Source organism: Dietzia sp. 111N12-1 (genome assembly GCF_001658045.1).
GTDB lineage: Bacteria > Actinomycetota > Actinomycetes > Mycobacteriales > Mycobacteriaceae > Dietzia > Dietzia kunjamensis.
Map to the genome: position 1 here is coordinate 81,198 of NZ_LSSV01000013.1, position 24,485 is coordinate 105,682.

23 protein-coding genes and 1 riboswitch are annotated in these 24,485 nt (G+C 72.2%); of the genes, 14 read left to right on the plus strand and 9 right to left on the minus strand.

Annotated features, from left to right (window positions below; genetic code table 11):
* Window positions 1-120: 120 nt before the first annotated feature.
* The 3 genes from AYO52_RS02355 to pdxH all read right to left on the minus strand — a co-directional run bounded on the left by AYO52_RS02355 (window position 121) and on the right by pdxH (window position 2,613).
* On the minus strand, window positions 121-477 hold the full coding sequence (locus AYO52_RS02355) for an FKBP-type peptidyl-prolyl cis-trans isomerase (protein ID WP_067712656.1): 357 nt from the start codon (window positions 475-477) through the stop codon (window positions 121-123).
* A 31-nt stretch (window positions 478-508) separates the two neighbouring features.
* Window positions 509-1,798 carry a citrate synthase gene (locus AYO52_RS02360; RefSeq protein WP_067712660.1) on the minus strand — a complete coding sequence of 430 codons (1,290 nt, stop codon included), beginning with the start codon at window positions 1,796-1,798 and terminating at the stop codon, window positions 509-511.
* A 149-nt stretch (window positions 1,799-1,947) separates the two neighbouring features.
* A complete protein-coding gene (pdxH, locus tag AYO52_RS02365; protein WP_082923705.1) occupies window positions 1,948-2,613 on the minus strand; it encodes a pyridoxamine 5'-phosphate oxidase in 666 nt (221 codons plus the stop codon).
* A gap of 84 nt (window positions 2,614-2,697) precedes the next feature.
* Here pdxH and serC point away from each other — a divergent pair, with 84 nt between their 5' ends.
* From serC to AYO52_RS02380, 3 genes are all read left to right on the plus strand, one after another.
* Window positions 2,698-3,822, plus strand: a complete 1,125-nt coding sequence (serC, locus tag AYO52_RS02370; protein WP_067712662.1) for a phosphoserine transaminase — start codon at window positions 2,698-2,700, stop codon at window positions 3,820-3,822.
* A 179-nt stretch (window positions 3,823-4,001) separates the two neighbouring features.
* Window positions 4,002-4,964: a septation protein SepH gene (gene sepH, locus AYO52_RS02375; protein WP_067712665.1), complete on the plus strand. Its 963-nt coding sequence runs from the start codon at window positions 4,002-4,004 to the stop codon at window positions 4,962-4,964.
* Window positions 4,965-4,972: 8 nt separating this feature from the next.
* Complete coding sequence (locus AYO52_RS02380) at window positions 4,973-5,893, plus strand: hypothetical protein (protein WP_067712668.1); 921 nt, start codon at window positions 4,973-4,975, stop codon at window positions 5,891-5,893.
* A 28-nt stretch (window positions 5,894-5,921) separates the two neighbouring features.
* Here AYO52_RS02380 and AYO52_RS02385 read toward each other — a convergent pair whose 3' ends face one another.
* Window positions 5,922-6,758, minus strand: a complete 837-nt coding sequence (locus AYO52_RS02385; RefSeq protein ID WP_067712671.1) for an RNA methyltransferase — start codon at window positions 6,756-6,758, stop codon at window positions 5,922-5,924.
* A gap of 27 nt (window positions 6,759-6,785) precedes the next feature.
* Window positions 6,786-8,255 (minus strand): NCS2 family permease, encoded by a 1,470-nt coding sequence (locus AYO52_RS02390; RefSeq protein ID WP_067712674.1) that lies wholly within the window; start codon window positions 8,253-8,255, stop codon window positions 6,786-6,788.
* Between the two features lie 76 nt (window positions 8,256-8,331).
* On the opposite strand from AYO52_RS02390, the gene AYO52_RS02395 reads away from it, so the two are divergent.
* Complete coding sequence (locus AYO52_RS02395) at window positions 8,332-8,601, plus strand: DUF2530 domain-containing protein (protein WP_067712676.1); 270 nt, start codon at window positions 8,332-8,334, stop codon at window positions 8,599-8,601.
* A gap of 5 nt (window positions 8,602-8,606) precedes the next feature.
* On the opposite strand, the gene AYO52_RS02400 is transcribed toward AYO52_RS02395, so the two are convergent.
* Complete coding sequence (locus AYO52_RS02400) at window positions 8,607-9,527, minus strand: DUF3027 domain-containing protein (RefSeq protein ID WP_082923706.1); 921 nt, start codon at window positions 9,525-9,527, stop codon at window positions 8,607-8,609.
* A 58-nt stretch (window positions 9,528-9,585) separates the two neighbouring features.
* Between AYO52_RS02400 and AYO52_RS02405 the strand changes: the two genes are divergently transcribed.
* Genes AYO52_RS02405 through AYO52_RS02415 form a run of 3 tightly spaced genes read left to right on the plus strand, consistent with a single transcriptional unit; the run spans window position 9,586 to window position 12,369 of the window.
* Window positions 9,586-10,479 carry a glutaminyl-peptide cyclotransferase gene (locus AYO52_RS02405; protein WP_067712679.1) on the plus strand — a complete coding sequence of 298 codons (894 nt, stop codon included), beginning with the start codon at window positions 9,586-9,588 and terminating at the stop codon, window positions 10,477-10,479.
* Window positions 10,472-11,863 (plus strand): MFS transporter, encoded by a 1,392-nt coding sequence (locus tag AYO52_RS02410; protein ID WP_067712682.1) that lies wholly within the window; start codon window positions 10,472-10,474, stop codon window positions 11,861-11,863. The genes AYO52_RS02405 and AYO52_RS02410 overlap by 8 nt, the downstream gene beginning before the upstream one ends.
* Window positions 11,860-12,369, plus strand: a complete 510-nt coding sequence (locus tag AYO52_RS02415; protein WP_067712684.1) for a DUF2771 family protein — start codon at window positions 11,860-11,862, stop codon at window positions 12,367-12,369. The genes AYO52_RS02410 and AYO52_RS02415 overlap by 4 nt, the downstream gene beginning before the upstream one ends.
* A gap of 8 nt (window positions 12,370-12,377) precedes the next feature.
* Here the strand turns inward: AYO52_RS02415 and AYO52_RS19165 are convergent, their stop codons facing one another.
* Window positions 12,378-12,779 carry a cold-shock protein gene (locus AYO52_RS19165; protein ID WP_067712771.1) on the minus strand — a complete coding sequence of 134 codons (402 nt, stop codon included), beginning with the start codon at window positions 12,777-12,779 and terminating at the stop codon, window positions 12,378-12,380.
* A 115-nt stretch (window positions 12,780-12,894) separates the two neighbouring features.
* On the opposite strand from AYO52_RS19165, the gene AYO52_RS02425 reads away from it, so the two are divergent.
* Complete coding sequence (locus AYO52_RS02425; RefSeq protein WP_067712686.1) at window positions 12,895-13,182, plus strand: hypothetical protein; 288 nt, start codon at window positions 12,895-12,897, stop codon at window positions 13,180-13,182.
* A gap of 181 nt (window positions 13,183-13,363) precedes the next feature.
* Window positions 13,364-13,520, plus strand: a riboswitch (cyclic di-AMP (ydaO/yuaA leader).
* An 8-nt stretch (window positions 13,521-13,528) separates the two neighbouring features.
* A complete protein-coding gene (locus AYO52_RS02430; RefSeq protein ID WP_067712689.1) occupies window positions 13,529-14,161 on the plus strand; it encodes a transglycosylase family protein in 633 nt (210 codons plus the stop codon).
* A 115-nt stretch (window positions 14,162-14,276) separates the two neighbouring features.
* Here the strand turns inward: AYO52_RS02430 and AYO52_RS02435 are convergent, their stop codons facing one another.
* On the minus strand, window positions 14,277-14,477 hold the full coding sequence (locus AYO52_RS02435) for a hypothetical protein (protein ID WP_067712692.1): 201 nt from the start codon (window positions 14,475-14,477) through the stop codon (window positions 14,277-14,279).
* Window positions 14,478-14,579: 102 nt separating this feature from the next.
* Here AYO52_RS02435 and AYO52_RS02440 point away from each other — a divergent pair, with 102 nt between their 5' ends.
* From AYO52_RS02440 to nirD, 5 genes are all read left to right on the plus strand, one after another.
* The gene (locus AYO52_RS02440; RefSeq protein ID WP_067712695.1) at window positions 14,580-16,994 is read left to right on the plus strand and encodes a helicase-associated domain-containing protein; all 2,415 of its coding nucleotides are present in this window, start codon (window positions 14,580-14,582) and stop codon (window positions 16,992-16,994) included.
* Window positions 16,995-17,060: 66 nt separating this feature from the next.
* Window positions 17,061-18,728 (plus strand): DNA repair helicase XPB, encoded by a 1,668-nt coding sequence (locus AYO52_RS02445; RefSeq protein ID WP_067712698.1) that lies wholly within the window; start codon window positions 17,061-17,063, stop codon window positions 18,726-18,728.
* A 53-nt stretch (window positions 18,729-18,781) separates the two neighbouring features.
* Window positions 18,782-19,468 (plus strand): DUF3239 domain-containing protein, encoded by a 687-nt coding sequence (locus AYO52_RS02450; RefSeq protein ID WP_067712701.1) that lies wholly within the window; start codon window positions 18,782-18,784, stop codon window positions 19,466-19,468.
* 216 nt (window positions 19,469-19,684) lie between these two features.
* A complete protein-coding gene (nirB, locus tag AYO52_RS02455) occupies window positions 19,685-22,237 on the plus strand; it encodes a nitrite reductase large subunit NirB (protein ID WP_067712703.1) in 2,553 nt (850 codons plus the stop codon).
* 128 nt (window positions 22,238-22,365) lie between these two features.
* Window positions 22,366-22,788, plus strand: a complete 423-nt coding sequence (gene nirD, locus AYO52_RS02460; RefSeq protein WP_082923707.1) for a nitrite reductase small subunit NirD — start codon at window positions 22,366-22,368, stop codon at window positions 22,786-22,788.
* Between the two features lie 484 nt (window positions 22,789-23,272).
* On the opposite strand, the gene AYO52_RS02465 is transcribed toward nirD, so the two are convergent.
* Window positions 23,273-24,397: a uroporphyrinogen-III synthase gene (locus AYO52_RS02465; protein WP_067712777.1), complete on the minus strand. Its 1,125-nt coding sequence runs from the start codon at window positions 24,395-24,397 to the stop codon at window positions 23,273-23,275.
* Between the last annotated feature and the right edge of the window lie 88 nt (window positions 24,398-24,485).

Consider the following 24,485-nt stretch of genomic DNA (forward strand, 5'->3'; position numbering starts at 1 on the left):
GCGAGGCGTGCGACGTCCGCCCCGCCATCTCCGCCCTGCCGGCCCCCCTACCGACGCCGATCGCCCCGCCCTCCGTGGGGAGGACGGGGCGATCGGGTCTCCCGGCTACGGGAGGAGGGCTCAGGCGTTGAGCAGGTCGATGACGAACACCAGGGTCTTGCCGCCGAGCGGGTGCAGCGCCGCGGAGGTGCCGTAGGCCTTGTCCGGCGGGATCACCAGCTGGCGGCGACCGCCGACCTTCATCCCCGGGATCCCCTCCTGCCAACCCTGGATCAGGCCGTTGAGCGGGAAGGTGATGGACTCGCCGCGGTCCCAGGAGGAGTCGAACTGCTCACCGGTCTCGTAGTCGACCCCCACGTAGTGGACGGTGACGTTGCCGCCGGCGACCGCCTCGGCACCGTCCCCCACCGTGATGTCCTCGGCGACGAGGTCGGTGGGCGCGGGGCCCGTCGGCATGTCGATCTCGGGCTTGTCCATGGTGTCTCCTCCTGGAGTCAGGTTCCCGGGTTCAGCGCTGGCTGATCCGGGTGAAACTCCGCTCGGCCGGGCCGGTATAGACCTGACGCGGGCGGTTGATCTTGGTGGACGGATCCTCGCGCATCTCGCGCCAGTGCGCGATCCACCCGGGCATACGGCCGAGCGCGAACAGCACGGTGAACATCTCCGTCGGGAAGCCCATCGCGCGGTAGATCAGGCCGGTGTAGAAGTCCACGTTCGGGTAGAGCTTGCGCTCGACGAAGTAGTCGTCGGCGAGCGCCGTCTCCTCGAGCTTGAGCGCGATCTCGAGCAGCGGGTCGTTGCTCTGCGACAGCAGCGCGTGCGCGTGCTTTTTGGCGATCTGCGCGCGCGGATCGTAGCTCTTGTAGACGCGGTGGCCGAAGCCCATCAGCTTGACGCCGTCGACCTTGTTCTTGACCCGGTCCATGTAGTCGGTGGCGTCGCCGCCCTCCGAGTCGATCCGCTCGAGCATCTCCAGCACGGCCTGGTTGGCGCCACCGTGCAGCGGACCGTACAGCGCGTTGATGCCCCCGGTGATCGAGGCGTAGAGCGGGGCCTCGGAGGAACCGACCATGCGGACGGTGGAGGTGGAGCAGTTCTGCTCGTGATCGGCGTGCAGCACGAGGAGCATGTCGAGGGCGTCGGCGACCTCGTCGGTGACCTCGTAGTCCGGGCCGAACGTCATCCGCAGGAAGTTGCGGACGTACCCGAGCGACGGGTCCGGGTCGATGGCGTTCTTGCCGCCCCGGATGCGCTCGATCGCGGCGGCCAGGGTCGGGCCGCGTCCGAGGAGTCGGGCGGTGGCCAGGTCGACGGCCTTGGGGTCGTCGATGTCCAGGTCGTCACCGTGGGTCCCGAAGAGGCTCACGCCGGCCGACAGGACGGGCATCGGGTGGGTGTCCCGGGGGAAGGCCTGCAGCAGCGGCATCATCTGGCCGGGCAGCGTCGTCTCGGCGAGCACCTTCTCGGTGAACTCGGCGAGCTGGGCCTCCGTGGGGTCCTCACCGTAGATGAGCAGGTACGAGACCTCCAGGAAGGACGCGTTGTCGGCGAGCTGGTCGATCGGGTACCCGCGGTGACGGAGGATGCCCTCGTTGCCGTCGATGTAGGTGATCGAGGAGGTGCAGGCGGAGGTGTTGACGAACCCGACGTCCAGGGTCGTCATCCCCGTCTTCGCCAGCAGGGAACCCAGCTGCACCGCGTCGCTTCCGCAGGTCGCTTCCACCACATCGAGTTCGAGCTCACCGCCGGGGTAGGACAGTGTTGCATTGCGGTCCGAACCGTTCGAGCCTGCGGTCACGCGATTCCCTCTCCGACGACTGGTCCCGGCGGCCTGAATCCCGCCACGAATGTGCTGTGCCACACCCTACCGTGAGGGCGGACCACGGTTCGAAGGGAGTTCTCAGACGCTCCCCCCCACGGCCCCACAGCCTGTCTGGACGCGGGTGGTCAGGGCTGGAGCCTGCGGGCCGTCCACGTCTCCCCCGCCAGGAGGCACTCGACGCGGTCGTGGAAGCGGTCCGGACCGCCCTGCCAGAACTCGACCCGTTCGGGCACCAGCCGGAACCCGCCCCATCTGTCCGGCATGGGGATCTCGTCGACGCCCGCCAGTCGCCGCTCCGCGGTCGCGTACAGCGACTCCAGCTCCTCGACGGATTCGGCCGGTCGGGACTGCTCCGAAGCCCACGCCGAGACCTGCGACCCCCGGGGCCGCGTGCGCCAGTAGTCGAGGCTGTCCGCCCGGTCAACCGGATGGCACGGACCCTCGATGTGGACCTGACGCTCGGCGACCAACCACGGGAAGGTCACCGACGCGTACCCGGTCTCCGCCAACTGCGTGCCCTTGCGGGACGTCGTCGTCGTGAAGAACGTCACCCCCCGCTCGTCGGCGCCCTTGCACAGCACCGTCCTGGTCGAGGGCCGGCCGTCGGCACCGACGGTGCCGAGCACCATCGCGTTGGGCTCACGGACACCTCGGCGCCCCGCCTCCTCCAACCACGCGGTGAACAGCGGCAGCCACCCGTCGTCCAGGTCGGCGACGTCCAAGCGCGGATGCAGGCCGTACCCGACCCGCATCACGTCGAAATCGGCCGGTTCCAGGGCGGGTTCCTCCATGACCCAGACGGTACTCCGGGCCACGGACGGGCCGGACTACGATGGACCACGTCCCACACCCCGACCGAACGGCACCCCAAGAGCATGAGCGATCAGCTGCCCACCATCCCCGCCGACCTCAAGCCCGCCGACGGCCGCTTCGGCTGCGGCCCGTCCAAGGTCCGTCCCGAGCAGATCGCGGCCGTGTCCGACGCCGCCACCACCGTGATGGGCACCAGTCACCGGCAGGCCCCGGTCAAGGATGTCGTGGGCCGCGTGCGCGACGGCCTGTCCTCGTTGTTCTCCCTGCCCGACGGCTACGAGGTCGTGCTGGGCAACGGCGGCACCACCGCGTTCTGGGACGCCGCCGCCTTCGGACTGGTCCGCGAGAAGTCGCTTCACCTGACCTACGGTGAGTTCTCCTCCAAGTTCGCCAAGGTCACCGGCGGTGCGCCGTTCCTGGCCGACCCGATCGTCATCTCCGCCGAGCCCGGTTCGGCCCCCGAGCCGACCTCGGACCCGTCGGTCGACCTCATCGGCTGGGCCCACAACGAGACCTCGACCGGCGTCATGCTCCCCGTGAGCCGTCCGGCCGGCTCGGACAACGCGCTGGTGGCGATCGACGCCACCTCCGGCGCCGGCGGGCTGCCCGTCGACATCGCCGACACCGACGTCTACTACTTCGCCCCGCAGAAGTCGTTCGCCTCGGACGGTGGCCTGTGGGTGTCGATCATGAGCCCGGCCGCGCTCGCGCGGGTCGACGAGATCGCCGCCACCGACCGCTGGTGCCCGGACTTCCTGTCCCTGCCGACCGCGGTGGACAACTCGCGCAAGAACCAGACGTACAACACCCCGGCCGTGGCCACGCTGATCATGTTCGCCGAGCAGATCGAGTGGATGAACTCGCAGGGCGGTCTGGACTGGTGCGTCGCGCGCACCAAGGACTCGTCCTCGCGCCTCTACGACTGGGCCGAGGCCAGCGACTACGCCACCCCGTTCGTCACCGAGGCGGCCCACCGCTCGCAGGTCGTGGGCACCATCGACCTCGACGAGAAGATCGACGCCGCGAAGGTCGCCAAGACGCTGCGCGCCAACGGCATCCTCGACACCGAGCCGTACCGCAAGCTGGGCCGCAACCAGTTGCGCATCGGCATGTTCCCGGCGATCGAGCCGGAGGACGTCACGCAGCTGACCCGCTGCATCGACCACGTGGTCGGCCAGCTCGCCTGATCGGCGTCCTCCGGGGCCACCCGCGCAGCATCGTCTGCAGTTTTCCGCAGCCCACCCGGCCCGTCCGCGCGCCGGGTGGGCTGTGCTGACCTACCATGTGGATCAACGCCCAGGACCCGGGTGCGCGCCACTCGACCCCTCGAGCCGCCCACGGGACCGCGAGGAGTCGAGGAGGCGGCATGCGGAAGCTGAGGATCGTCGGTGTGGACACCGAGTCGTCGGTCGTCGAATGCGAGGTCCCGGACTCCGGCGAGAAGCTCTCCCTCCCACTCGATGATCGTCTGCGGGCGGCCGCCCGTGGTGAGTTCGTGCCCGGTGGTGGGTCCGGTCGGGCTCCCGTGACCGGTACGCTGCGCCCCCGCGAGATCCAGGACCGCATCCGGCACGGCGCCTCCCCGGAGGAGGTCGCCGCCGACGCCGGCGTGTCACTGTCGCGGATCCAGGGGTTCGCCGTGCCGGTGTTGTTGGAACGCGCCAACGCCGCCGACATGGCCAAGGGCGCCCATCCGGTGCTGCCGGACGGCCCGGCCCTCAACACGCTCGCCGACCGGGTGGGTGCCGCCCTCGACCGCCGTGGCGTGGACCCGGACCTGGTCGTCTGGGACGCCTGGCGTGACCGGTCCGGTGGGTGGGTCGTCCGTACCTCCTGGCCGGCGGGCCTGTCCGACGACGCCAGTGCGACGTGGTCGTTCGTCCCCGACTCGCACGGCGGTTCGGCCCGGGCCCTCGACGACGAGGCGGAGAACATCCTCGACCCCTCGCGCGCGACGGCGCTGCGCTCGGTCTCGTCTCCTCCCCCGCTGCCGCCGGGCCCGCCGCCGATCCGCGCGGTCCCCGCGCCGTCCGCCGCGCCGGCCACCCCAGCCGGATCGTCGACACCAGCCGGACCGTCCACCCCCGCCGCATCCGCCCCTCCCGCGGGGACGGGACCGGTGTCGTCCGGGCGGTCGGAGCCGACGTCCGGCGCCTCGCGCCCCGCGGGGGTGCGAGGCGGGAACGACAACGACGACGACGACAACACCGACAACGAGGACTTCCTCCAGCCCACGCCCACCGAACCCGAACGACGCCCCTCGCGCCGTCATCCCACGATGCCCTCGTGGGAGGACGTCCTGCTCGGGGTCCGCGGTAAGGACGACTGAGTCCGGTCATGGGACACCACGTCGCAACCTTCTGGTATCTGGCCACGGACGATCCCGCCGCACCGATCCGGGCGGGACAGCCGTCCGACCCCGGTTTCGCGCGACGTCTGCTGTCGCGGCTGTTCCCCACGGTCACGGTGGCGTCCCTGGGCGCGTTCCCGCTCAACCGCTCGGCCTCGGCCGGGCCGGGGGAGATCTACGTGGGCTCGTTCCCGGGACTCACCGTCGTCCAGATCCCGATGGAGGGGCCCATCACGCCGTCCGCCACCCCGGAGTCGTGGCTGAAACTGGTCGAGGCGCCCACCATCCTGCTGTTCGCCCAGGATGCGGAGGACGGGGTGAGCGGATTCGCCCGGTGGGAGTCGGGGCGGCTCGTGCGGGCGTTCGCCGGGGCCGACGACCGGATCGTCGAGGACGAGGGCATGCCCCTGCCGTTCGAGAGGCCCTACTGGGCCGGCGAGTTCCCGCTCGACACGGCGACCGACACCCCCTTGGCGTTGCCGTTCTCGCCGTCGTCACTCCTCCACGCCGCCCACCGCGACTGGCTCGGCTTCGACCTGGAGCCGGGGGGTCTCGACGTGCCGGTCCACGGGTTCGCCACCGACGGTCGCCGCGAGGTACGCCAGCACACCCCGCTCTCCGGGCCGGCACTGCACGTCGTGGGGATGCCGGGCCGCGCCGAGCTCCACGCGGCCGCGAGGCGTGCCGCCGGCGTCGGGTCCGACACGGACGCCGATGGCGACAGCGCCGCCGGCGGGCCCTCCCCCTACGCCGACGACGATTACGAGCGGCTCCCCTCCGGATCCCGCGGGCCGGGCGGGGGTGCGCGCGGCGGCCGGATACGGAGCATCGCCGGCCTCGTCGGTGACGCCGTGCGCCGGGGCGCGGACTCGGTGTCCCGCCGCCGTCGCGACGGCGGATCCCGCTAGCGGGTCGACGCGGCCCGTCGCGAGCGGGTCAGTCCCGGCGGGACCGCTCGTAGAACGCGACCGCCGCGGCGGTGGCGACGTTGAGCGAATCCGTGCCGTCGGTCATGGGGATCGCGGCCCGCACATCGCAGGCACGCATCGCGTGCTCGGTGAGCCCCGGGCCCTCCGCGCCGAGCACGAACGCCACCCTGTCGGCGTCGACGGCCCGGGACAGCGGGGTGTCGGCGGACGGCGTCAGGGCGACGGTCCGGAAGCCCCGCTCCCGCAGGTCCTCGAGCGAACGCTGCCAGGTGGTGGGCGTGCCGGGCAGGTGGGCGAACGGCAGGCGGAGCACGTGTCCCATCGACACCCGCACGACCCGCCGGTAGAGCGGGTCCCCGGCCGCCGCCCCGAACAGCACGCCGTCGACCCCGAGGGCAGCGCAGTTGCGGAAGATCGCGCCGAGGTTCTCGGGGTCGTTGACGCCCTCGAGCACGACGAGCGTCCGCGCGCCGTCCAGCACCTCCTCGACCGGCAGTGGTGCGGGCCGGTCCGCGGCGGCGAGGATGTCGCGGCTGGACCGGAAGCCGATCACCTCGCTGAGGACGTCCTTGGTGGTGCGCAGATACACCGCGTCGCCCGCGCGCTCGTCGGCGTCCCACCCCTCGGCGGCGGCCTCCCTGCGCAACTGGTGCAACCGCGCGTCGGTACCCAGGAGGACGTGTGGCCGGAAGCGCGAGAGCAGCATGCGGCCCACGACGTACGTGCCCTCGGCGATCACCAGTCCCCGCCCGCCGGGCAGGTCGGGCCGCCGGTCGGAGTTGTTGAGGTCGCGGAGGTCGTCCAGCCTGGGGTCGGCGGGGTCGGAGACGTCGACGACGTGCACGGTTCGGTCGCTCCTCCCGCCGGCCGGTCAGGCCAGCGCGTCGGTGATGGGACCGATCGCGAAGTACACGACGAACGCGACCGCGACGATCCAGAGGATCGGGTGCACGGTGCGGCCCTTGCCGGTGGCCGTTGCCATGACGACCCAGGCGATGAAACCGATCCCGATGCCGTTGGCGATGGAGTACGTGAACGGCATCGCCACGATCGTGAGGAACGCCGGTAGCGCGACCGCGAAGTTGGTCAGGTCGATCGCCTTGATCTGCGAGATCATCAGCGCACCCACGATCACCAGCGCGGGCGCGGCGGCCTCGACCGGGACGACCTCGTACAGCGGGGTGAAGAACATCGCCAGCAGGAACAACCCGCCCGTGACGACGTTCGCCAGGCCCGTCCGGGCTCCCTCGGCGATGCCGGAGGCGGACTCGAGGAACACCGTGTTCGACGACGACGAGGTCAGACCGCCGGCGACGGCACCGAATCCCTCGACGACCAGCGCGGCCTTCATGTTGGGCAGGTTGCCCTTGTCGTCCATGAGCTCGGCTTCCTTGCCGAGGCCGGTGAAAGTGCCCATGGCATCGAAGAAGTTGGCGAGCAGCAGGGTGAAGACGAACAGGCCCGCGGCCAGCGGCCCGATGCGGACGAACGCGCCGATGAGGTCCACCTGGCCGATCAGCGACAGGTTCGGGATGCCCCCGAGAGAATCGGGGATGCCGGGGACCGCGAGGCCCCAGCCGGTCGGATTGGGCTCACCGTCGACGAAGGACGGGCCCGCGTCCGCTAGGGCCTCGACGATCACCGCGAAGACCGCGGTGACGACGATGCCGATGAACAGGCCGCCGCGGATCTGGCGTGCGACGAGGATTCCGCAGAGCAGGAGACCGACGACGAAGACGAAGGTGGGCCACGAGGCGATCGACCCGTTGATGCCGAGCCCCACCGGGACGGTGGTGCCGGCCGCGTCCGGGAGGCGGCGGACGAAACCGGAGTCGACGACACCGACCATCGCGATGAACAGGCCGATGCCGACGGCGATGGCCGCCTTGAGCTCGCCGGGCACCGCGTTGAACACGGCGGTGCGGAACCCGGTGACGGCGAGGATCACGATGATGATGCCCTCGATGACCACCAGGCCCATGGCCTCGGCCCAGGTCACCTGCTGCGCGATGGTGACGGCGACGAGCGAGTTGATCCCCAGGCCCGTGGCGAATGCGAAGGGGTACCGCGCGATCGCACCGAACGCGATGGTCATCACGCCCGCCGTGAAGGCGGTGACCGCGGCGATCTCGACGATCGACAGCTGGTTGCCCTCGACGTCGGTGCCCGAGCCGAGGATCAGCGGGTTGAGGATGATGATGTAGGCCATCGCGAAGAAGCTGACGAGCCCGCCGCGGACCTCGCGGGACACCGTCGAGCCGCGCTCGCTGATCTTGAAGTAGCGATCGAGCGCCCCGACCTTGGTGGGGGGCTGCGACGGGGCCCCGGTGCTCTGCGACATCTGGTGACCTTCCTGAGCTGTGGGTGAGGAACCGTCATAGAGTAACCGCCCCGCCGCCTGCGGTAGCGTCGCGGTCATGACGGACGAGTCGACAGACCCGGGGGTCCCCCGGATTCCCGCCTACCTGCTGGACCCCCGACCCGTCGTCATCATCGGCACCCTGGCGTGGACGTTGGCCCTCCTGGCCCACATGCTCATGGAGGAGGTCGACATGCGTTCGGTCATCCTGGGCGCGGTCGGCGTCGGCGTCGGGGCGGTCGGCACGATCGTCTACGCACTGCAGCGCCGGGCCGTACTACGCGGCAGCGCGGGTGCCCAACAGGGCCTGGACTACGACCTGGACTGAGCGGGTCAGTCCGCGGACGTGGGCTCGTCGACAGACGTCTCGGCGTCCCCACCCTCGTGGGGGGCGGCCGCACCGGACGCGGGGTGGCCGGACGCGGCCTGATCGTCCGTGCGGTCATCGGCGGCGGAGCGGGCACGTGCGGTCGCGGCGAGCTGCTGGGGCAGGACCACCACGTCGACGGCGGCGTCGTCGTACGCGTAGGCAACAGCCGGCCCGGTGTCGGAGGGGATCTCGACCTCGCTGTGGGCGCCGCAGCCGTACTCGAGGTGGACGACCTGCCCGTCGGCGGAGAACTCGTTGGCGCAGACGCCGAACAGGGCGCCCAGGGACCCGGCCACGGGCACCAGGAACCCACAGGTCCCACAGTGGTGCTTGGCGGCCCGGGCGATCTCGGTGTCCGGTCCGCGCTCGACCGTCCACCGGTCGGCGGCGGCGGCCCGCCCCTCCCAGCTCAGGCGATGCGGTCGGCCGAGACCGATCGGCCCCGCGGCGTCGTCCAGCTCGTCGTCGCCGTTCAGCGTGTAGCCGGGGACGAGCCGGTCGTCGTCCTCGGGCGGCGGGAGCAGATCCCCGGCGCCGAGGTCCCCGGGCCGGATGCGCCGATCCCACGGCACCCACTCGGGGGCGACCAGCGCGTCCGCTCCCGGGAGGAGCGCGATCTCGTCGACGGTCAGGTCACCACCGGGCACGAGCGCGAGGACGCAGGCCCAGTACCAACCTCGGTACCCGGGCAGCTCGGAGGCGAACCGGTGCGTGGTTGTGAACTCCGCCTCGACGGTGCTGCCGAGGTGCTCCCCCACACCCTCCGCGGCGAACTCCTCGACCGCCGACCGGGCCACGTCGACGCCGGAGGCCAGCCGCTCACGCAGCGCGCCGTCGAAATCCGACCCCTGATCCGTGCCTACCTCGGTGTTCACCCCTCCCATTATGCGCATCTCCGCGTGGAGGTCACGGCCCGGCCCGTCGTGCGGCATCCTGGGGGGCATGCGCAGCGCCCTCGGCCCGGTCGGCCCCCTCGTCGTGTCCCTGAGCCTCGTCGCCGCACTCACGGCGTGTTCCTCGGACGACGGAGGAGCACCGCCCGCCACCACCGCCGGCGCTTCCCTGGCCTCGTCGAGCGTCCCCGCCGGCTCGGCCGCCGGGAGTTCGGCGGCCCCCCGGGTGCCGGTCGGGCCGTCGGACCCGCAACCCGCGCGCGGCTCGGTGGAGGTCGTGCGCACGCTCGAGCACGACCCGTCCTTGTTCACCCAGGGGCTACAGGTGGTGGGCGACGAGATCTACGAGTCGACGGGGCGGGTCGGCAGTTCCGTGGTCCAGCGTCGACCGCTGGGGGGTGGCGAGCCCGCGGTGACCGTCGCCATGGCGGGGGACGAGTTCGGCGAGGGCCTGGCCGTCACCCCCGACACCCTGTGGACCCTCACCTGGCAGAAGGGCATCGCCCACAACCGCGACCCGCAGACCCTCGAGGTGCGCTCCGAGGTCCCGTACGAGGGCGAGGGCTGGGGCCTGTGCTCCGACGGCACGGCGCTGGTGATGAGCGACGGCTCCGACACCCTGACCTTCCGCGACCCGACGACCTTCGAGCCGACCGGACGCGTGTCGGTGACCTCGGGGGGCACGCCGGTCACCCGGCTCAACGAACTGGAATGTGCGGACGGCTCGGTCCTCGCGAACGTGTGGATGACCGACGAGATCGTGCGGATCGACCCCGCCACGGGGCAGGTCACCGCCATCTACGACGCCGGGCAGCTCCAGCAACCGCGGCCCGCCGACCCCGATGCCGTGCTCAACGGGATCGCGGCACTGCCGGACTCCGGGAACGTCCTGCTCACCGGCAAGCTGTGGCCGACCATGTACGAGGTGCGCCTCGTTGGGTGAGCGTACCGCCGGTCCCGCGCGCCGCGCCGCCTCCTCCGCCGGACGGGGCGTGCGCCGGGTCTTCCACGCCGACGGCGCGGACCGTTCGGGACTCGCTCCGCTCAGCTACGTCACGGTCGCCAACTTCGCCTGCGACGCGATTCTCGCCGTGGCCCTGGCCAACACCCTGTTCTTCTCCGCCGCGACCGCGGAGTCCCGCGCCAGCGTGGCGCTGTACCTCCTGGTCACGGTCGCGCCGTTCGCGCTGATCGCGCCGGTCATCGGCCCCGCCCTGGACCGCCTCCACCGGGGCCGACGTCTCACCGTCTCACTGACGTTCACCCTGCGTGCGGTGCTGGCGGTGGTCCTCGCGCTGAACTTCGACTCCTGGCTCCTGTACCCCCTCGCGCTGGGCATGCTCGTGTTGTCCAAGACGTTCGGCGTCGTCAAGGCGTCCATCACCCCCCACGTGCTGCCCCCGACCCTGGACCTGGTCCGCACCAACTCCCGCCTGACCGTGCTGGGGCACGTCTGCGGCAGCCTCATCGCAGGGGCGACAGCCGGCGCCGTGGCATGGCTGTGGGACTCCGACGCCGCCCTGTGGTTGCTCGCAGCGGTCGCCCTCGTCGCGGCCTACGTCGCCGTGACCATCCCCGCGCACGCCGAGGCGTCCCGGGACGAGGAGTCCGCCACCCTGCGGATGGAGCGGGGCCCGAGTCTGACCGGTGACCTCCGGGCGGTCCTCACGCGGCCGCTGGGCAGGAACGTCCTGGCGAACCTGTGGGCGGTGTCGCTCCTGCGTTTCATGACCGGCTTCCTCACCCTGTTCCTGGCGTTCATGGCCAAGGCCCAGGAGGACGCCACCGCGATCGAGCAGGCCGGCCTCCTGGCGATGGCGGGCGCCGCCGGCGGGCTGGGTACCTTCACCGGCAACGCCGTCGGTGCGCGGCTCCCGCTGGGCCGGCCCGACCGGATCGCCGGCACGGCCGCGGGGGCGGCCCTGGCGACGGCCGTCGTCGCCGCGTTCCTCGGGACCATCTGGGCCGCGGCCGTCCTCGCGCTCGTCGCGGCGGTGTGCAGCGCCCTGGGCAAGGTCGCCCTCGACGCGTCGGTCCAGACGGACATCCCGGACGCCGCACGCTCCTCGGCCTTCGGTCGCTCCGAGACCGCCCTGCAGGTGGCGTGGGTCCTCGGCGGAGCACTGGGCGTCCTCCTGCCGACCGACTTCACCGTGGGGTTCTCGGTGATCGCCGTGGTCGGCGCCCTGATGTTCGCGCAATCGCACCTGACCGGCCGCGGGTCGACCCTCGTCCCCGGCCTAGGCGGCAACAGGCCGCGCTTCCCGGGCCCGCCGCGCGACCCGGGTGTGGCCGACACCCGGCCCCTCGGCAGAATGAGGGAGTGAGTTCCCGCAACGAGACCCCGTCGACCGGCTCCCGTATCCGTCCCATCACCTGGGCGATCGCGGCGTGGATGATCATCATGATCGCCGCGATCGTCGGCGCCTGGCAGGGTTCGGAGGCCCGATACGGTGCACTACCCGAGGTGACCGTCGCGAGCGATCGCAGCCAGGTGACCGTGCTGCCGTTCACCGCGACCGACCTGGACGGGAACACCTTCACCAATCCGGTCGGCGAGTTCCGGGTGCAGGATGAGGACGTCCTCACCGTCCGGCTGCCCGGAGAGCTGCGTGCGTCGACGATGGACGTCTACGAGATCCGCGCCGACGGCTCCCGCGACTACACCGTCGAGGCCGGCGGGCCGGGCCAGCTGCTGGTGCCCGTGACCACCCCGGAGGAGGGCCGGATCGACGGCCTCGCCATCCGTGCGGTCGCGATCGTCTATGCCGCTGACGGGTCGGAGTCGATCCTCAACGGCGAGTGGTCGGTGCGCTTCACCTACGCCGACTGATCCGTGGGTCAGGCGTCCAGCTCGCGCGCGACCGCGCGGAGCACCGACGCCACCCGGCCCGAGACCTTGGCCTCCGGACGGTGACCACGGCGCAACTCGGGCTGGACGGTCGACTCGAGCACCTTGATCATGTCCTCGACCATCCCGTGCAGCTCGTCCGCCGAACGTCGGGGCCCGCTCCTCGGGGCCCGCTCCTCCGCGACCGTCGGCTCGTCGTGGACCACCACGCGCAACGCCTGGGGGCCGCGGCGCCCGGAGACCATGTCGAACTCCACGCGCTGGCGCGGACGCAGCGTCTCGACCCCTGCGGGGAGCGCCTCGGAGCGCACGTAGACATCCTCGCCGCCCTCCTGGGACAGGAAGCCGAAGCCCTTCTCCGCGTCGTACCACTTGACCTTGCCGCTGGGCACCGCGAACCACCTTCCGACCGGACGCGGCATACGCGACCGACAACCATGACTGATGCCCCGAGACTACCCTCGTGCGCGTTGGTGCCCACCGCGAGGCTAGCGGTAACCTCCCCGTGTGACCGCCGACGATCGACGCCCCGCCGACGACCCCTGGACACCTGACGCCGCGGCGTCCACCCGGGCAGCCGACCCCGTGCGGCCACGACGCCGGGGCCTGTTCGTGACGGCGCTCGTCATCTTCACGATCGGGGTGCTGTTCACCGTCGCGGCGGCGCTGACCCCGTTCGTGCTCGGCCGCGACGCGCCGACCCTCCTGTATCTCGGCGCGATGCTGTTCACGCCGGTCGGGTTCCTACTGGGGCTGCTCTACGCCATCCTCGGCTCGCGACCGCCCTCGGTGTGATCAACCACACCCTCCCGCGAACACCGCTGGTAACGAGCCGATAACGGCACGCACGTCAGACCCAGACTGCCTCGGTTTATTTCAGAATGGTGACGATCCGGCATCGGACCGCTACAGTTTCGTAGCAGACTCGTCAGCGAGTCGGCATCGGACGCACCTACCGAACCCCGCCCAGCGGCCGATGCCACAGTGACCATTACCCGGGCGGGGACGGGGGACCCGACAGGGCCCACCACGGCCCGGCGACCGATGGTCGCCTTGGGGTGAAGCCGCCACCGGCGGCCGGACGCACTCGTCCGAACCCGACAGCTCACCCCGTAGGCACAGAGTGAAAAGGACTGACGACATGACCTCTTACACCGGACGCCACCGTGCCGCCGCCTCCTCAGCGCCCAGGAACGCTGTGAAGGTCGTCCTCGCGGGCACCGCGTTCTCCGCCGCCGGCCTGGCCCTCGCGCCGGCCGCCAACGCCGCCCCCGACTCCGACTGGGACCGCCTGGCCCAGTGCGAGTCCGGCGGCAACTGGGGCATCAACACCGGGAACGGCTACCAGGGCGGCCTGCAGTTCTCGCCGAGCACTTGGGCCGCCTACGGCGGTACGCAGTACGCCCCGACGGCCAACCAGGCCACGCGCGAGCAGCAGATCGCGATCGCCGAGAAGACCCTCGCCGGTCAGGGCTGGGGCGCCTGGCCCGCCTGCTCGGCCAAGCTGGGCCTGAACTCCGCGCCGACCCCGCGCGACCTGTCCAACCCGGCGCCCGCGCCGGCCCCGCGTGCCCACGCCCCGGCCGCGCCCGCCGCCCCGGAGGCGGTCACCGCCGCCGATCACGTGGCGACCCTGTCCTCCTTCGCCGAGGGCCGCGGCATCGTGCTGCCGATCGCCGACACCTACGAGGCCAACCGGGACGCCGTCGACGCCGCCTACGCCGGCAACCAGGACCTGGTGGACGGCTTCTTCGCCACCTACCTGGCCAACTGACGCGTCACCCGCGCAGCCCCGGTCCACGGACCACGAGGAAGGGCCGCCACCCCCTGCAGGGAGTGGCGGCCCTTCCTCGTGTGTGAGTGCGTCGCGGTGTGTGAGTGCGTCGCGCTCAGCGGGTGCGGACGGTCCTGTTGACCACCGTCTCCGGGTGGAGGTAGCCCAGCCGATGCTGCGGCAGCGGGAAGGTCTCCTGCCCGAAAGGGGACAGGCCTCCCGCGACCAGCGCGGCGAGTTCGGTCACCGGGTGCTCGCCGAACGAGGCGTCGGGCCATCCCGGGTTGTCATGGGTCAGATTCTTCTTGGCAGCCACGTGTCCAGTGTCTCACCTCGCGGGCGTCCCGTCAGCATCCGGGTCGTATCGGACCCGGACGGTCCTCACCGCCGCCGCGATCTCACTAGGCTGGGACGGATCATGCCGAGTTCCCGAGCCTCCTCCCGCCGTGTCGCCCCCCGCAGTGCTGGTTCCCCCGGTGCCGCCGGCGACGAACCGGACTTCCCCGCGTGGCTGGCCGGGCTGTCCGATGACGCGCTCGTCCGCGTGTGCGAGTTGCGTCCGGATGTGGCCACCCCTCCCCCGGCCTCGGTCGACGTGCTCGCGTCGAGGCTGCGGTTGCCGGCGTCCACCGCCCGCGCGCTGGGGACCCTGACGTGGCCGGAGCTCGTGGTCCTGTCCACCGCCGCCGCGGTGGGTGCCGATTCCGGGACGGTGCCGCTGGGTGCGGTGTCGGGGCGGTTGGGTGTCGACGACGACGAGCCCGTCTTCCACGCCGCCGTCGCCCGTCTCCGCGACCTCACCCTGCTCTGGGGCGGGGAGGGTCATGTCCGGATGGTGCCGGTCACGGCGGTGGCCGTCCGGTCGGCCCCGGTGGTGGCGCCGCACCCCGGCGAGCCCGCGGGCGCCGACCTCGACGTCGCCTGGGGCGGTCTGTCGGCTGCGGCGGTCGGGGTGCTCGAGGCGATCGCCCGCGGGCGCACCCCCGTCGGGGCTCTCGGAGCCGGGGCGTCGGAGCCGGTGCGTGCCGCCGCGACCGAGCTGGCCGGCGCGGGACTCGCGGAGGTGACCGGTGGGGACGACGGCGAGGTCGTCGTCCCCCGTGCCCACGCGCTGGACCGGGCCCGCCACGGCGCCCGGGACGAGGGATCGTCGCTGCTCCACGCCCCTGCGTGGGCCGCCCCGAGGGCCGGGGCGGCGTCGGGCGGGGCGGGCCGGGTCGACGCCTCCGGCGGTGTCGCGGCCCTCGAACTGCTGCACCGCTGCGACTCGGTCCTCTCCGCTCTGTCGACCGCCCCGGCCGCCACCCTCAAGGCGGGCGGTGTCGGGGTGCGCGAACTGCGGCGGGTGGCCCGCGCCGCCGGTCTCGTCGAGGGCGAGCTCCCCCTGCTGCTCGAGGTCCTCGCGGCCGCGGGACTCATCGCTGTCGGTGACGCCGATGTCGGCGACGTGGCCTTCGATTCGGTGTGGGCCCCCACCGAGGCCGCCGACGTGTGGTCGGCCCGCGAACCCGCACGCCGCTGGGCCGAGCTCGTCCTCGCGTGGTGGTCCATGCCGCGGACTCCCTGGAGGGTCGGGTCCGAGATCGAGGGCGGCGGCACCGTGCCGGCACTGGGTGAGCCCATCGGCCCGCCCGGTCCCACAGAACGGGTCCGGGTCCTGAAGGCGCTGGCCGCCCTGGACCCCGCAGCGGAACCCGACGCCACACTGCTGACGGAGGTGGTGCGCTGGTCCTCGCCGGTGTGGTTCTCGCGTGCGGGTTCCCGGCCCGTGGCCGAGACCGTGGCGGAGGCGCGCCTGATGGGACTCGTCGTCGGGACCACCGCCACCAGCGCGGCCAGGGCCCTCGCCGGCGACACCCACGCACCCGTCGCCGGAGCCGCCACCCACACCGCCACCACCCATGACGGCACCCCCGCCCCCGGCGTCGAGGACCTCGAACCGGTCCTCGTCGCCGCCCTGCCAGACCCGGTCTCGGAGGTCATCGTCCAGGCCGACCTGACGATCCTCGCCCCCGGCCCGCTCGTGCCCGAGCTCGCCGCGGAGTTCGCGCTCCTGGCCGACGTCGAGTCGGCCGGCGCCGCCACCACCTACCGCGTCACCGAGACCTCCGTGCGTCGCGCACTCGACGCCGGGCGCACGGCGGCGGGGATCCGGGACCTGCTCGCCCGGACCTCCGTCACCCCCGTCCCGCAGTCGCTGGACTACCTCATCGAGGACGTGGCCCGTCGTCACGGTCGGCTGCGGGTGGGTACCGCCCTGTCCTTCGTCCGGTGCGACGACCCGTCTCTGGTCGCCCAGGTGCTCAGCTCCCCGGTGGCCGAGAACTGCGCACTGCGGACCGTCGCGCCTACCGTCCTCATCTCCCAGGCCCGGCCGTTGGACCTGGTGGAGGCCCTGCGCGAGCACGGGTTCGCCCCCGTCGTCGAGGACACGACCGGCGCCGTCGTCGCGTTGTCCCGGCCGGTGGCCCGTGTCCGGGAGAGCCGCATCACCCGCGCGCCCCGCGTCCCCACTCGCACGGCCACCCCCTCCGAACTGCGGGCGGCCGTCGCCGCGATGCGTTCGGCCGACCGGGTGCGCTCGGCGCGGGGCGCCTCCGGGGGCGCGTACACCGGCGAGGCCGCCATCGCCCGCCTGCACGACGCGGCGAGCACGGGCACCGCCGTGACCGTCTCGGTCGTCGACGCCCAGGGCCGGTCCACCGCGCGACTGCTCGTGCCGGCCTCCGTCGGTGGGGGTCGGATCGAGGGGATCGAGCCGGATTCCGCCGAGCCCGTCACCCTGCCGCTGCACCGCGTGATCTCCGTCTCCGACGTCGACCCGACCCGCTGACCCGGATTCCTGGACAATGGAGGGTCGGACCCACGCGGGTCCGGTGAGACCCCGAGGAGGGCCGAAGTGAGTGGTGGACCGCTGATCGTCCAGTCGGACAAGACCGTGCTGCTGGAGATCGACCACGAGCAGGCGAACGACGCGCGCCAGGCGCTGGCCCCGTTCGCCGAGCTGGAGCGCGCCCCCGAGCACGTCCACACCTACCGGATCACGCCGCTGGCGCTGTGGAACGCCCGGGCCGCCGGCCACGACGCCGAGCAGGTGGTCGACGTGCTGGTCAACTTCTCCCGCTTCCCCGTCCCGCAGCCGCTGCTGGTGGACATCGCCGAGACCATGGCCCGCTACGGCCGGCTCCAGTTGGTCAAGAGCCCGGTCCACGGACTGACCCTGGTCTCCCTGGACTCCGCAGTGCTCGCCGAGGTCAAACGCCACAAGAAGATCGCCCCGATGCTCGGCGCCGACATCGACACCGACACCGTCGTGGTGCACCCGTCCGAGCGCGGCCGCCTCAAGCAGGAGCTGCTCAAGGTGGGCTGGCCCGCCGACGATCTGGCCGGGTACGTCGACGGCGAGGCCCACGACATCGACCTGTCCACCGAGACCGAGCCCTGGGAGCTGCGCGACTACCAGCAGATGGCCGCCGACTCGTTCTGGGCGGGCGGCTCGGGTGTCGTCGTGCTGCCCTGCGGCGCGGGCAAGACGATGGTCGGGGCGGCCGCGATGGCCAAGGCCAAGGCCACCACGCTCATCCTGGTGACCAACACCGTCGCCGGTCGGCAGTGGAAGCGGGAGCTGTTGGCCCGCACCACGCTGACCGAGGACGAGATCGGCGAGTACTCCGGCGAGCGCAAGGAGATCCGCCCGGTCACCATCGCCACGTACCAGGTGGTCACCCGCAAGACCAAGGGCGTCCACCGGGCGTTGGAGCTGTTCGACTCCCGCGACTGGGGGTTGATGATCTACGACGAGGTGCACCTGCTGCCCGCGCCGGTGTTCCGGATGACCGCGGACCTGCAGTCCCGGCGCCGGCTCGGGCTCACCGCCACCCTGGTGCGCGAGGACGGCCGAGAGGGTGACGTCTTCTCCCTCATCGGACCCAAGCGGTACGACGCCCCGTGGAAGGACATCGAGGCGCAGGGCTGGATCGCCCCGGCCGACTGCGTCGAGGTACGGGTGACGCTCACGGAGAACGAACGGATGCTCTACGCCACCGCCGAGGCGGAGGACAAGTACAAGCTGTGCTCGACCGCACGGACCAAGATCCCTGTGGTCAAGAGCATCCTCGCCAAGCACGCCGGCGCCCCGACCCTGGTGATCGGTGCCTACCTCGACCAGCTCGAGGAGCTCGGCGACGAGCTCGAGGCCCCGGTCATCCAGGGCTCCACCTCCAACAAAGAGCGTGAGAAGCTCTTCAACGCGTTCCGCGCCGGGGAGATCTCCACGCTCGTGGTGTCCAAGGTCGCCAATTTCTCGATCGACCTGCCCGAGGCCAGTGTGGCCGTGCAGGTGTCGGGGACGTTCGGCTCCCGGCAGGAGGAGGCGCAGCGGCTGGGCCGGCTGCTGCGGCCCAAGCACGACGGTGGCCAGGCACACTTCTACTCGGTGGTCTCGCGCGACACCCTCGACGCCGAGTACGCCGCGCACCGGCAGCGGTTCCTCGCCGAGCAGGGGTACGCCTACCGGATCATCGACGCCGACGACCTGCTGGGGCCGCCGATCCCCGAGGTCGGCTGACGCCGGCGGCCACCCGCGGGTCCGGTCCGGACGGTTCCTGGGATACTGGACCCATGGCCGCCGATCGCACCCCCCGCGCCCCGCACGAGCAGTACCGCCTCGCCGACATCCCCGTCGACGACGCCTGGGTCCGCAAGCACAACGAGAGCCTCGCCGAGGTGCGGCGGCTGCAGTGGTCCGCGGGCATCCTCGGTGTGCTCGTCCTGGGCGCGACCGTGGGCCTGCTCATCTACTCCGGCTTCGAGGCCTGGGCCTGGATCGTCGCCGCGCTGGCCGGGGTCTTCGCTCTCGGATGCCTGGCGATGATCGGGTACATCCCGCGCAAGATGGGCTCGATGCAGCGCACCTACGCCACCTCGGAACTCGTCCCGGCCATCATCGCCGAGGTGCGCCCCCGCGGGCTGACCCTCCTGGCGCTGGTCGACCGTGCCGTCGACCGCTCCGCCGGAAAGCTCCCCGCACTGGCCGTCCGCAGCTGCGAGAAGCTCCCGGGTCACGACGTCCGCGTGGGCGAGCGCGTGCCGTGCGTGGCCGTGGTCGGCAACCGCAGCGCCCGCGGCGGCGACAACCTGTACCAGTTCATCTCACCCATGCCCGTTGCATGGGCGACCTCCGACAAGGCCGTCCTGCGCCGACTCGAGAAGGAGATCCCCTCCGGCGAGTGGGAGCGGGTGCGCCAGAACCTCGACCGGGTGGACGAGGTCTCGGCCACGCCGACGAGCCTGCTCCCCCTCGACTGAGCGGCCCCCCTCCCCCGGCATCTGCGCAAGCGACCGCCCTCACCCGGTTCCCGGCATCCGCGCGCCCTCGGCACGCCCGCACCCGTAGCCCGTCCGCGGCCTCACCCGCCGCCGGGTCCCGTGTGAACTAAGCGTCACGGGACCGTGATCCGACGCCACAGCCCTGCAACACCGCCTTCCTAACCTGTTCGGTACAGGCTCGAAGGAGGTCCAGGAATGACTGAGCACATCGTCGTCGTCGGGCACGGAATGGTTTCCCACCGCTTCGTCTCCACCCTCGGCTCGCACTACGCCGACGCCGACCTGACCGTCACGGTGATCGGCGAGGAACCCGACCCCGCCTACGACCGCGTGGGCCTGTCTGCCTACGTCGGCGCCTGGGAACGCGGGGCCCTGCACCTCGACGACGCCCGGCACTCGGGCGATCCGCGCGTCACCGTCCGCTCCGGCCACCTGGTCACCACGATCGACCGCGCCGCGCGGCAGGTCGAACTCGACTCCGGCGAGCGCATCGACTATGACACGCTGGTCCTGGCCACCGGTTCGCGCGCGTTCGTCCCGCCCGTGCCCGGTCACGACCTGCCCGGCTGTCACGTCTACCGCACGCTCGACGACCTGGACGCGATCCGCTCCGCCGCCGAGCGCGCCGGGGCCGGGGCGCGCGGCGTGGTGATCGGCGGCGGGCTGCTGGGACTGGAGGCCGCCAACGCGCTGAGCATGCTCGGGCTCGCCCCGCACGTGGTGGAGCGCAGCGACCGGCTGATGCCCGTCCAGGTCGACGCTCGCGGCGGCGCGCTCCTGCGCGATCTCATCAGCGACCGCGGGATCGACGTGCACCTGAGCGTGACCGAGACGGTGATCGAGCAGGGGGACCGTGCTGACGGTACCGGCGGGGTGCGGGTCGCCCTGACCTCCGACGACGGCGAGACGACCGCGGTCGAGGCAGCGGTCGTGGTGTTCTCCGTCGGTGTGCGCCCCCGTGACGAGCTCGCCCGCGGGGCCGGGTTGGCACTGGCCGAGCGGGGCGGCGTGCTGACCGACCGGGCGTGCCGCACCTCGGACCCGCACGTGTTCGCGATCGGCGAGTGTGCGGCCATCGAGGGCACCTGCTACGGCCTGGTCGGGCCCGGGTACGCCTCCGCCGAGGTGGTCGCCGCCCGGCTGGGCGACGGCCCGGACGCCGACGCCGAGTTCACCGGCGCCGACCTCGCCACCAAACTCAAGCTCATGGGGGTCGACGTGGCCAGCTTCGGCGACGCCCACGGGCGCACGCCCGGCTGCCTCGAGTTGGTGGTGGACGACCCCGTCACGCGCACCTACTCCAAACTCGTCCTCAGCGACGACGCCCTGACCCTGCTCGGCGGGGTGTTCGTCGGGGACGCGGGCCCGTACCAGCTGCTCAAGCCGCTGCTCGGGCGCACCTTGCCGTCGTCCAATCCCCTGTCCCTCATCACTCCCGGCGCCGCGGCGGACGGCGGGGGTGTCGGCGTCGAGTCGCTGCCCGACGACGCCCAGATCTGTTCCTGCAACGCCGTCACCAAGGGCACGCTGCGCGACGCGATCTGCGGCGGGGCGTGCGACGTCCCGGCACTCAAGGCGTGCACCCGCGCCGGCACCTCGTGTGGGTCGTGCCTGCCGCTCATGCGTCAGGTGCTCGAGGCCGAGGGCGTCGAGCAGTCCACGGCACTGTGCGAGCACTTCGACCAGTCCCGCTCGGAGCTGTTCGAGATCGTCACCGTCACCGGGATCCGGACCTTCTCCGGCCTGATCGGGCGCTTCGGCCGCGGCTCCGGCTGCGACATCTGCAAGCCCACCGTCGCCTCGATCCTCGCCTCGACCAGCTCCGACCATGTTCTCGACGGCGAGCAGGCCTCGCTGCAGGACACCAACGACCACTTCCTGGCCAACATCCAGAAGAACGGCACCTATTCGGTGGTCCCGCGGATGCCCGGCGGGGAGGTCACGGCCGATCAGCTCATCGTGATCGGCGAGATCGCACGCGACCACGACCTGTACGTCAAGGTCACCGGCGGCCAACGGATCGATCTCTTCGGCGCGCGTGTGGAGGAGTTGCCGCAGATCTGGCGACGCCTGGTCGACGCGGGCATGGAGTCCGGTCACGCCTACGGCAAGTCGCTGCGCACGGTGAAAAGCTGCGTGGGTACCTCGTGGTGCCGCTACGGCCAGCAGGACTCCGTGGGGATGGCGGTCCTGCTCGAGACCCGGTTCCGCGGGTTGCGGGCGCCGCACAAGATCAAGATGGGCGTCTCCGGCTGTGCCCGCGAGTGCGCCGAGGCGCGCGGCAAGGACGTCGGGGTGATCGCCACCGAGACCGGCTGGAACCTCTACGTCGGTGGCAATGGTGGCGCGACGCCGCGGCATGCCCAGCTGCTGGCCGGGGATCTCACCGACGACCAGCTCATCCGCTACATCGACCGCACGGTGATGTTCTACGTCCGCACCGCCGAGCGCCTGCAGCGGATCGCACCGTGGCTGGAGTCGCTCGAAGGCGGCATCGACCACCTTCGTGAGGTCGTCTGCTCCGACTCACTGGGGCTCGCGGCCGAGCTCGAGGGCCGGATGGAATCGCATGTCGAGGGGTACGTGGACGAGTGGGCGGCCGTCCTGGACGACCCCGACAAGCTCGGCCGGTTCGTCTCCTTCATCAACGCCCCCGAGGCGCCCGACCCCACCGTGCAGTTCGAGGAGCGCGACGGCCGCAAGGTGCCGGTCCTGCTCGGTTCGCCGTCCATGCCGGCCCGCGTCTGACGGTCCCGCGCCGGACACCGGCCAGCTCTGCCGGCCACCCCGCCCACGACTCCTGCTCACCAGCTCCGCCCACTACTTCCGCCCACGACTTCCGCTCACCAGTTCCGCCCACCAGGAGGAGATCCGTCATGACCACCACCCAGCTGTTCACCGCCACCCGCCCCGCTCCCGCATCGGGCGCCGCGCGCCCCGCCGAGATCGCCGTCTGCCCGGTCGGCCGCCTCATCCCGGGGCGTGGGGTCGCCGCCCTGCTGCCCGACGGCCGCCAGGTGGCGGTGTACAGGATCGACGACGACGAGGTACGCGCCGTCTGCAACATCGATCCCGTCGCCCGCGCGGCCGTGATGAGCCGCGGACTGGTGGGCGACCGCGCCGGCGAACCCGCTGTGATCTCGCCGATCGGCAAGCAGGCCTACGCGCTGGCCGACGGTCGCGGACTCGACGACCCCGCCCGCGGCATCTCGGTGTTCCCGGCCTGGGTCGACGCCGACGGCACTGTGTTCGTGGCCACCGAGCCCGCCTTCCGCCACGCCCGTGTGACCGCAGCCTAGGTTAGGCGCCGGGCCCCATCCGCCCGCCGCCGCCGCGGCCCGGTCCGAACCCGCCGCCGCCGGGGCCCCATCCGCCCGCCGCCCGGTCCGAACCGGCCGCCGCCGGGCTCGAGCAGCCCGCCGCCGGGCCCGCCCGGGCCGCGTCCAGCCCGCACCTGACAAAGGGGCAGCACACCCGCTCTCGGATGTGCTGCCCCTTTGGTTTGCGATGCCCGAATCCACACTCAGATCGGGGTTACGCCGGGAAAATGGACCACTCCGGGCGCGCAAGCCAAAGAGCCAGCGCATCCGGCGGCACATGCGCTGGCCGAATGCCCACCCCGCCCGACGGCCGCCCGGCCGAGGCCCGCTGAGCCCGCGGCGACGAACTGCGGCCGACCGAGCCCGCTGACCGCGGATGCCGACCGCAGCCACCAGCCGCAGGGTCCGAATTGCCCGACGCGGGGCCGAATGACAGTGGCCGCTGGCCGAGACCGCGGGTGCCTCAGACGTTGAGCCGGTACCCGCGCTTGACCACGGTGGTGACCAGGTCCGGCACCCCGAGTGCACGCCGCAGACGACCCATCGCGGTCTCGACGGCGTGCGGGTCCGTGCCGTCGCCGGGCAGCGCCGCCAGCAGGTCATCCCTGTTCACGCAGGCCCCGGGGCGCCGGGCGAGGACCCGCAGCAGCGCGAGTTGGGCCGGGGTCACCTCCGCGAGCCGGCCATCGACCAGCACCGCCGCCGCGCACACGGTCAGCTCGTGCCCGGCCACGTCGATCGGTGCGGTTCGGGCGGCGAGCTCGTCGGTCACGTGCCGCATGAGCGATCCCAGCCGCATGCGATCCGGGCTGGTGAAGGGCACGTCGAGTTCGGCAAGCGGCGCCGCGGTCACCGGCCCCACGCACAGGGCGGCGACGGGCCCGCGCAGCGCGTCCAGCAGGTCGTCGTACACGCCGAGCGCCTGCGCCCGCTCGAGCACCGACACCACCGCCGGCGCCGCGGTGAACGTCACGCCGTCGACACCCTGTCGGGCGATGGTGCACACCAGCTCGTCGAGTGCTGCGCGGTCCTCAGGAAGCTCCCAGCGGTAGACGGGCACCTCGATCACGTCGGCTCCCGCATCGCGCAGCCCGTCGAGCAGCACAGCCATTGGGTTCCACCCGGCGCCGGCGCCCTGCACCTGGACGCCGATCGTCAGGCCCTCCACGCCGCGCTCGAGCAGCATCGCCAGCAGTTCGGGGCTGGCCTCGCTCCTGGCGGAGGCGTGCTCGCGCAGGCCGGCGGCCCGGATCGCGCCCGTGGTCTTGGGCCCGCGCGAGTACAGCGGGGTCTGGCCCATCAGCGCGAGCAGGTCGTCAGCCAGGCCCCATTCCTCGCTCACCTGCAGCCACCAGCGCACCCCGGCCGCGGTGGTGAGCACCATCAGGTCGGCGGGCGCGGCGAGCAGACTCTCGGTGGCCTCGCGCACCACGGTGTCCTCGGCGATGGGGATCATGTGCATCGCGGGGGCGTGCAGGACGGTCGCCCCGCGTCGCTCGAGGAGTGTGCGCTGTTCGGATGCCCGTCGGGCGGCGGTGACGGCGACGGTGCGTCCGAGCAGCGGCAGGTCGGGGCCGGAGGTGGTCACGTCGGAGTCGGTCACACACCCATCATGGCCGAGGCGTGTGTCCGGCAGGTTTCCCTTCTTCGCGTCGGCCGCGGCCGATGCCGCCTCC

What these genes read in the sequence shown, in the direction of transcription:
- AYO52_RS02355 (WP_067712656.1), bottom strand. Translation starts at nt 477, where the DNA reads ATGGACAAGCCCGAGATCGACATGCCGACGGGCCCCGCGCCCACCGAC.
- pdxH (WP_082923705.1), bottom strand. Translation starts at nt 2,613, where the DNA reads ATGGAGGAACCCGCCCTGGAACCGGCCGATTTCGACGTGATGCGGGTC.
- serC (WP_067712662.1), top strand. Translation starts at nt 2,698, where the DNA reads ATGAGCGATCAGCTGCCCACCATCCCCGCCGACCTCAAGCCCGCCGAC.
- sepH (WP_067712665.1), top strand. Translation starts at nt 4,002, where the DNA reads ATGCGGAAGCTGAGGATCGTCGGTGTGGACACCGAGTCGTCGGTCGTC.
- AYO52_RS02380 (WP_067712668.1), top strand. Translation starts at nt 4,973, where the DNA reads ATGGGACACCACGTCGCAACCTTCTGGTATCTGGCCACGGACGATCCC.
- AYO52_RS02390 (WP_067712674.1), bottom strand. Translation starts at nt 8,255, where the DNA reads ATGTCGCAGAGCACCGGGGCCCCGTCGCAGCCCCCCACCAAGGTCGGG.
- AYO52_RS02395 (WP_067712676.1), top strand. Translation starts at nt 8,332, where the DNA reads ATGACGGACGAGTCGACAGACCCGGGGGTCCCCCGGATTCCCGCCTAC.
- AYO52_RS02400 (WP_082923706.1), bottom strand. Translation starts at nt 9,527, where the DNA reads ATGGGAGGGGTGAACACCGAGGTAGGCACGGATCAGGGGTCGGATTTC.
- AYO52_RS02405 (WP_067712679.1), top strand. Translation starts at nt 9,586, where the DNA reads ATGCGCAGCGCCCTCGGCCCGGTCGGCCCCCTCGTCGTGTCCCTGAGC.
- AYO52_RS02430 (WP_067712689.1), top strand. Translation starts at nt 13,529, where the DNA reads ATGACCTCTTACACCGGACGCCACCGTGCCGCCGCCTCCTCAGCGCCC.
- AYO52_RS02440 (WP_067712695.1), top strand. Translation starts at nt 14,580, where the DNA reads ATGCCGAGTTCCCGAGCCTCCTCCCGCCGTGTCGCCCCCCGCAGTGCT.
- AYO52_RS02450 (WP_067712701.1), top strand. Translation starts at nt 18,782, where the DNA reads ATGGCCGCCGATCGCACCCCCCGCGCCCCGCACGAGCAGTACCGCCTC.
- nirB (WP_067712703.1), top strand. Translation starts at nt 19,685, where the DNA reads ATGACTGAGCACATCGTCGTCGTCGGGCACGGAATGGTTTCCCACCGC.
- nirD (WP_082923707.1), top strand. Translation starts at nt 22,366, where the DNA reads ATGACCACCACCCAGCTGTTCACCGCCACCCGCCCCGCTCCCGCATCG.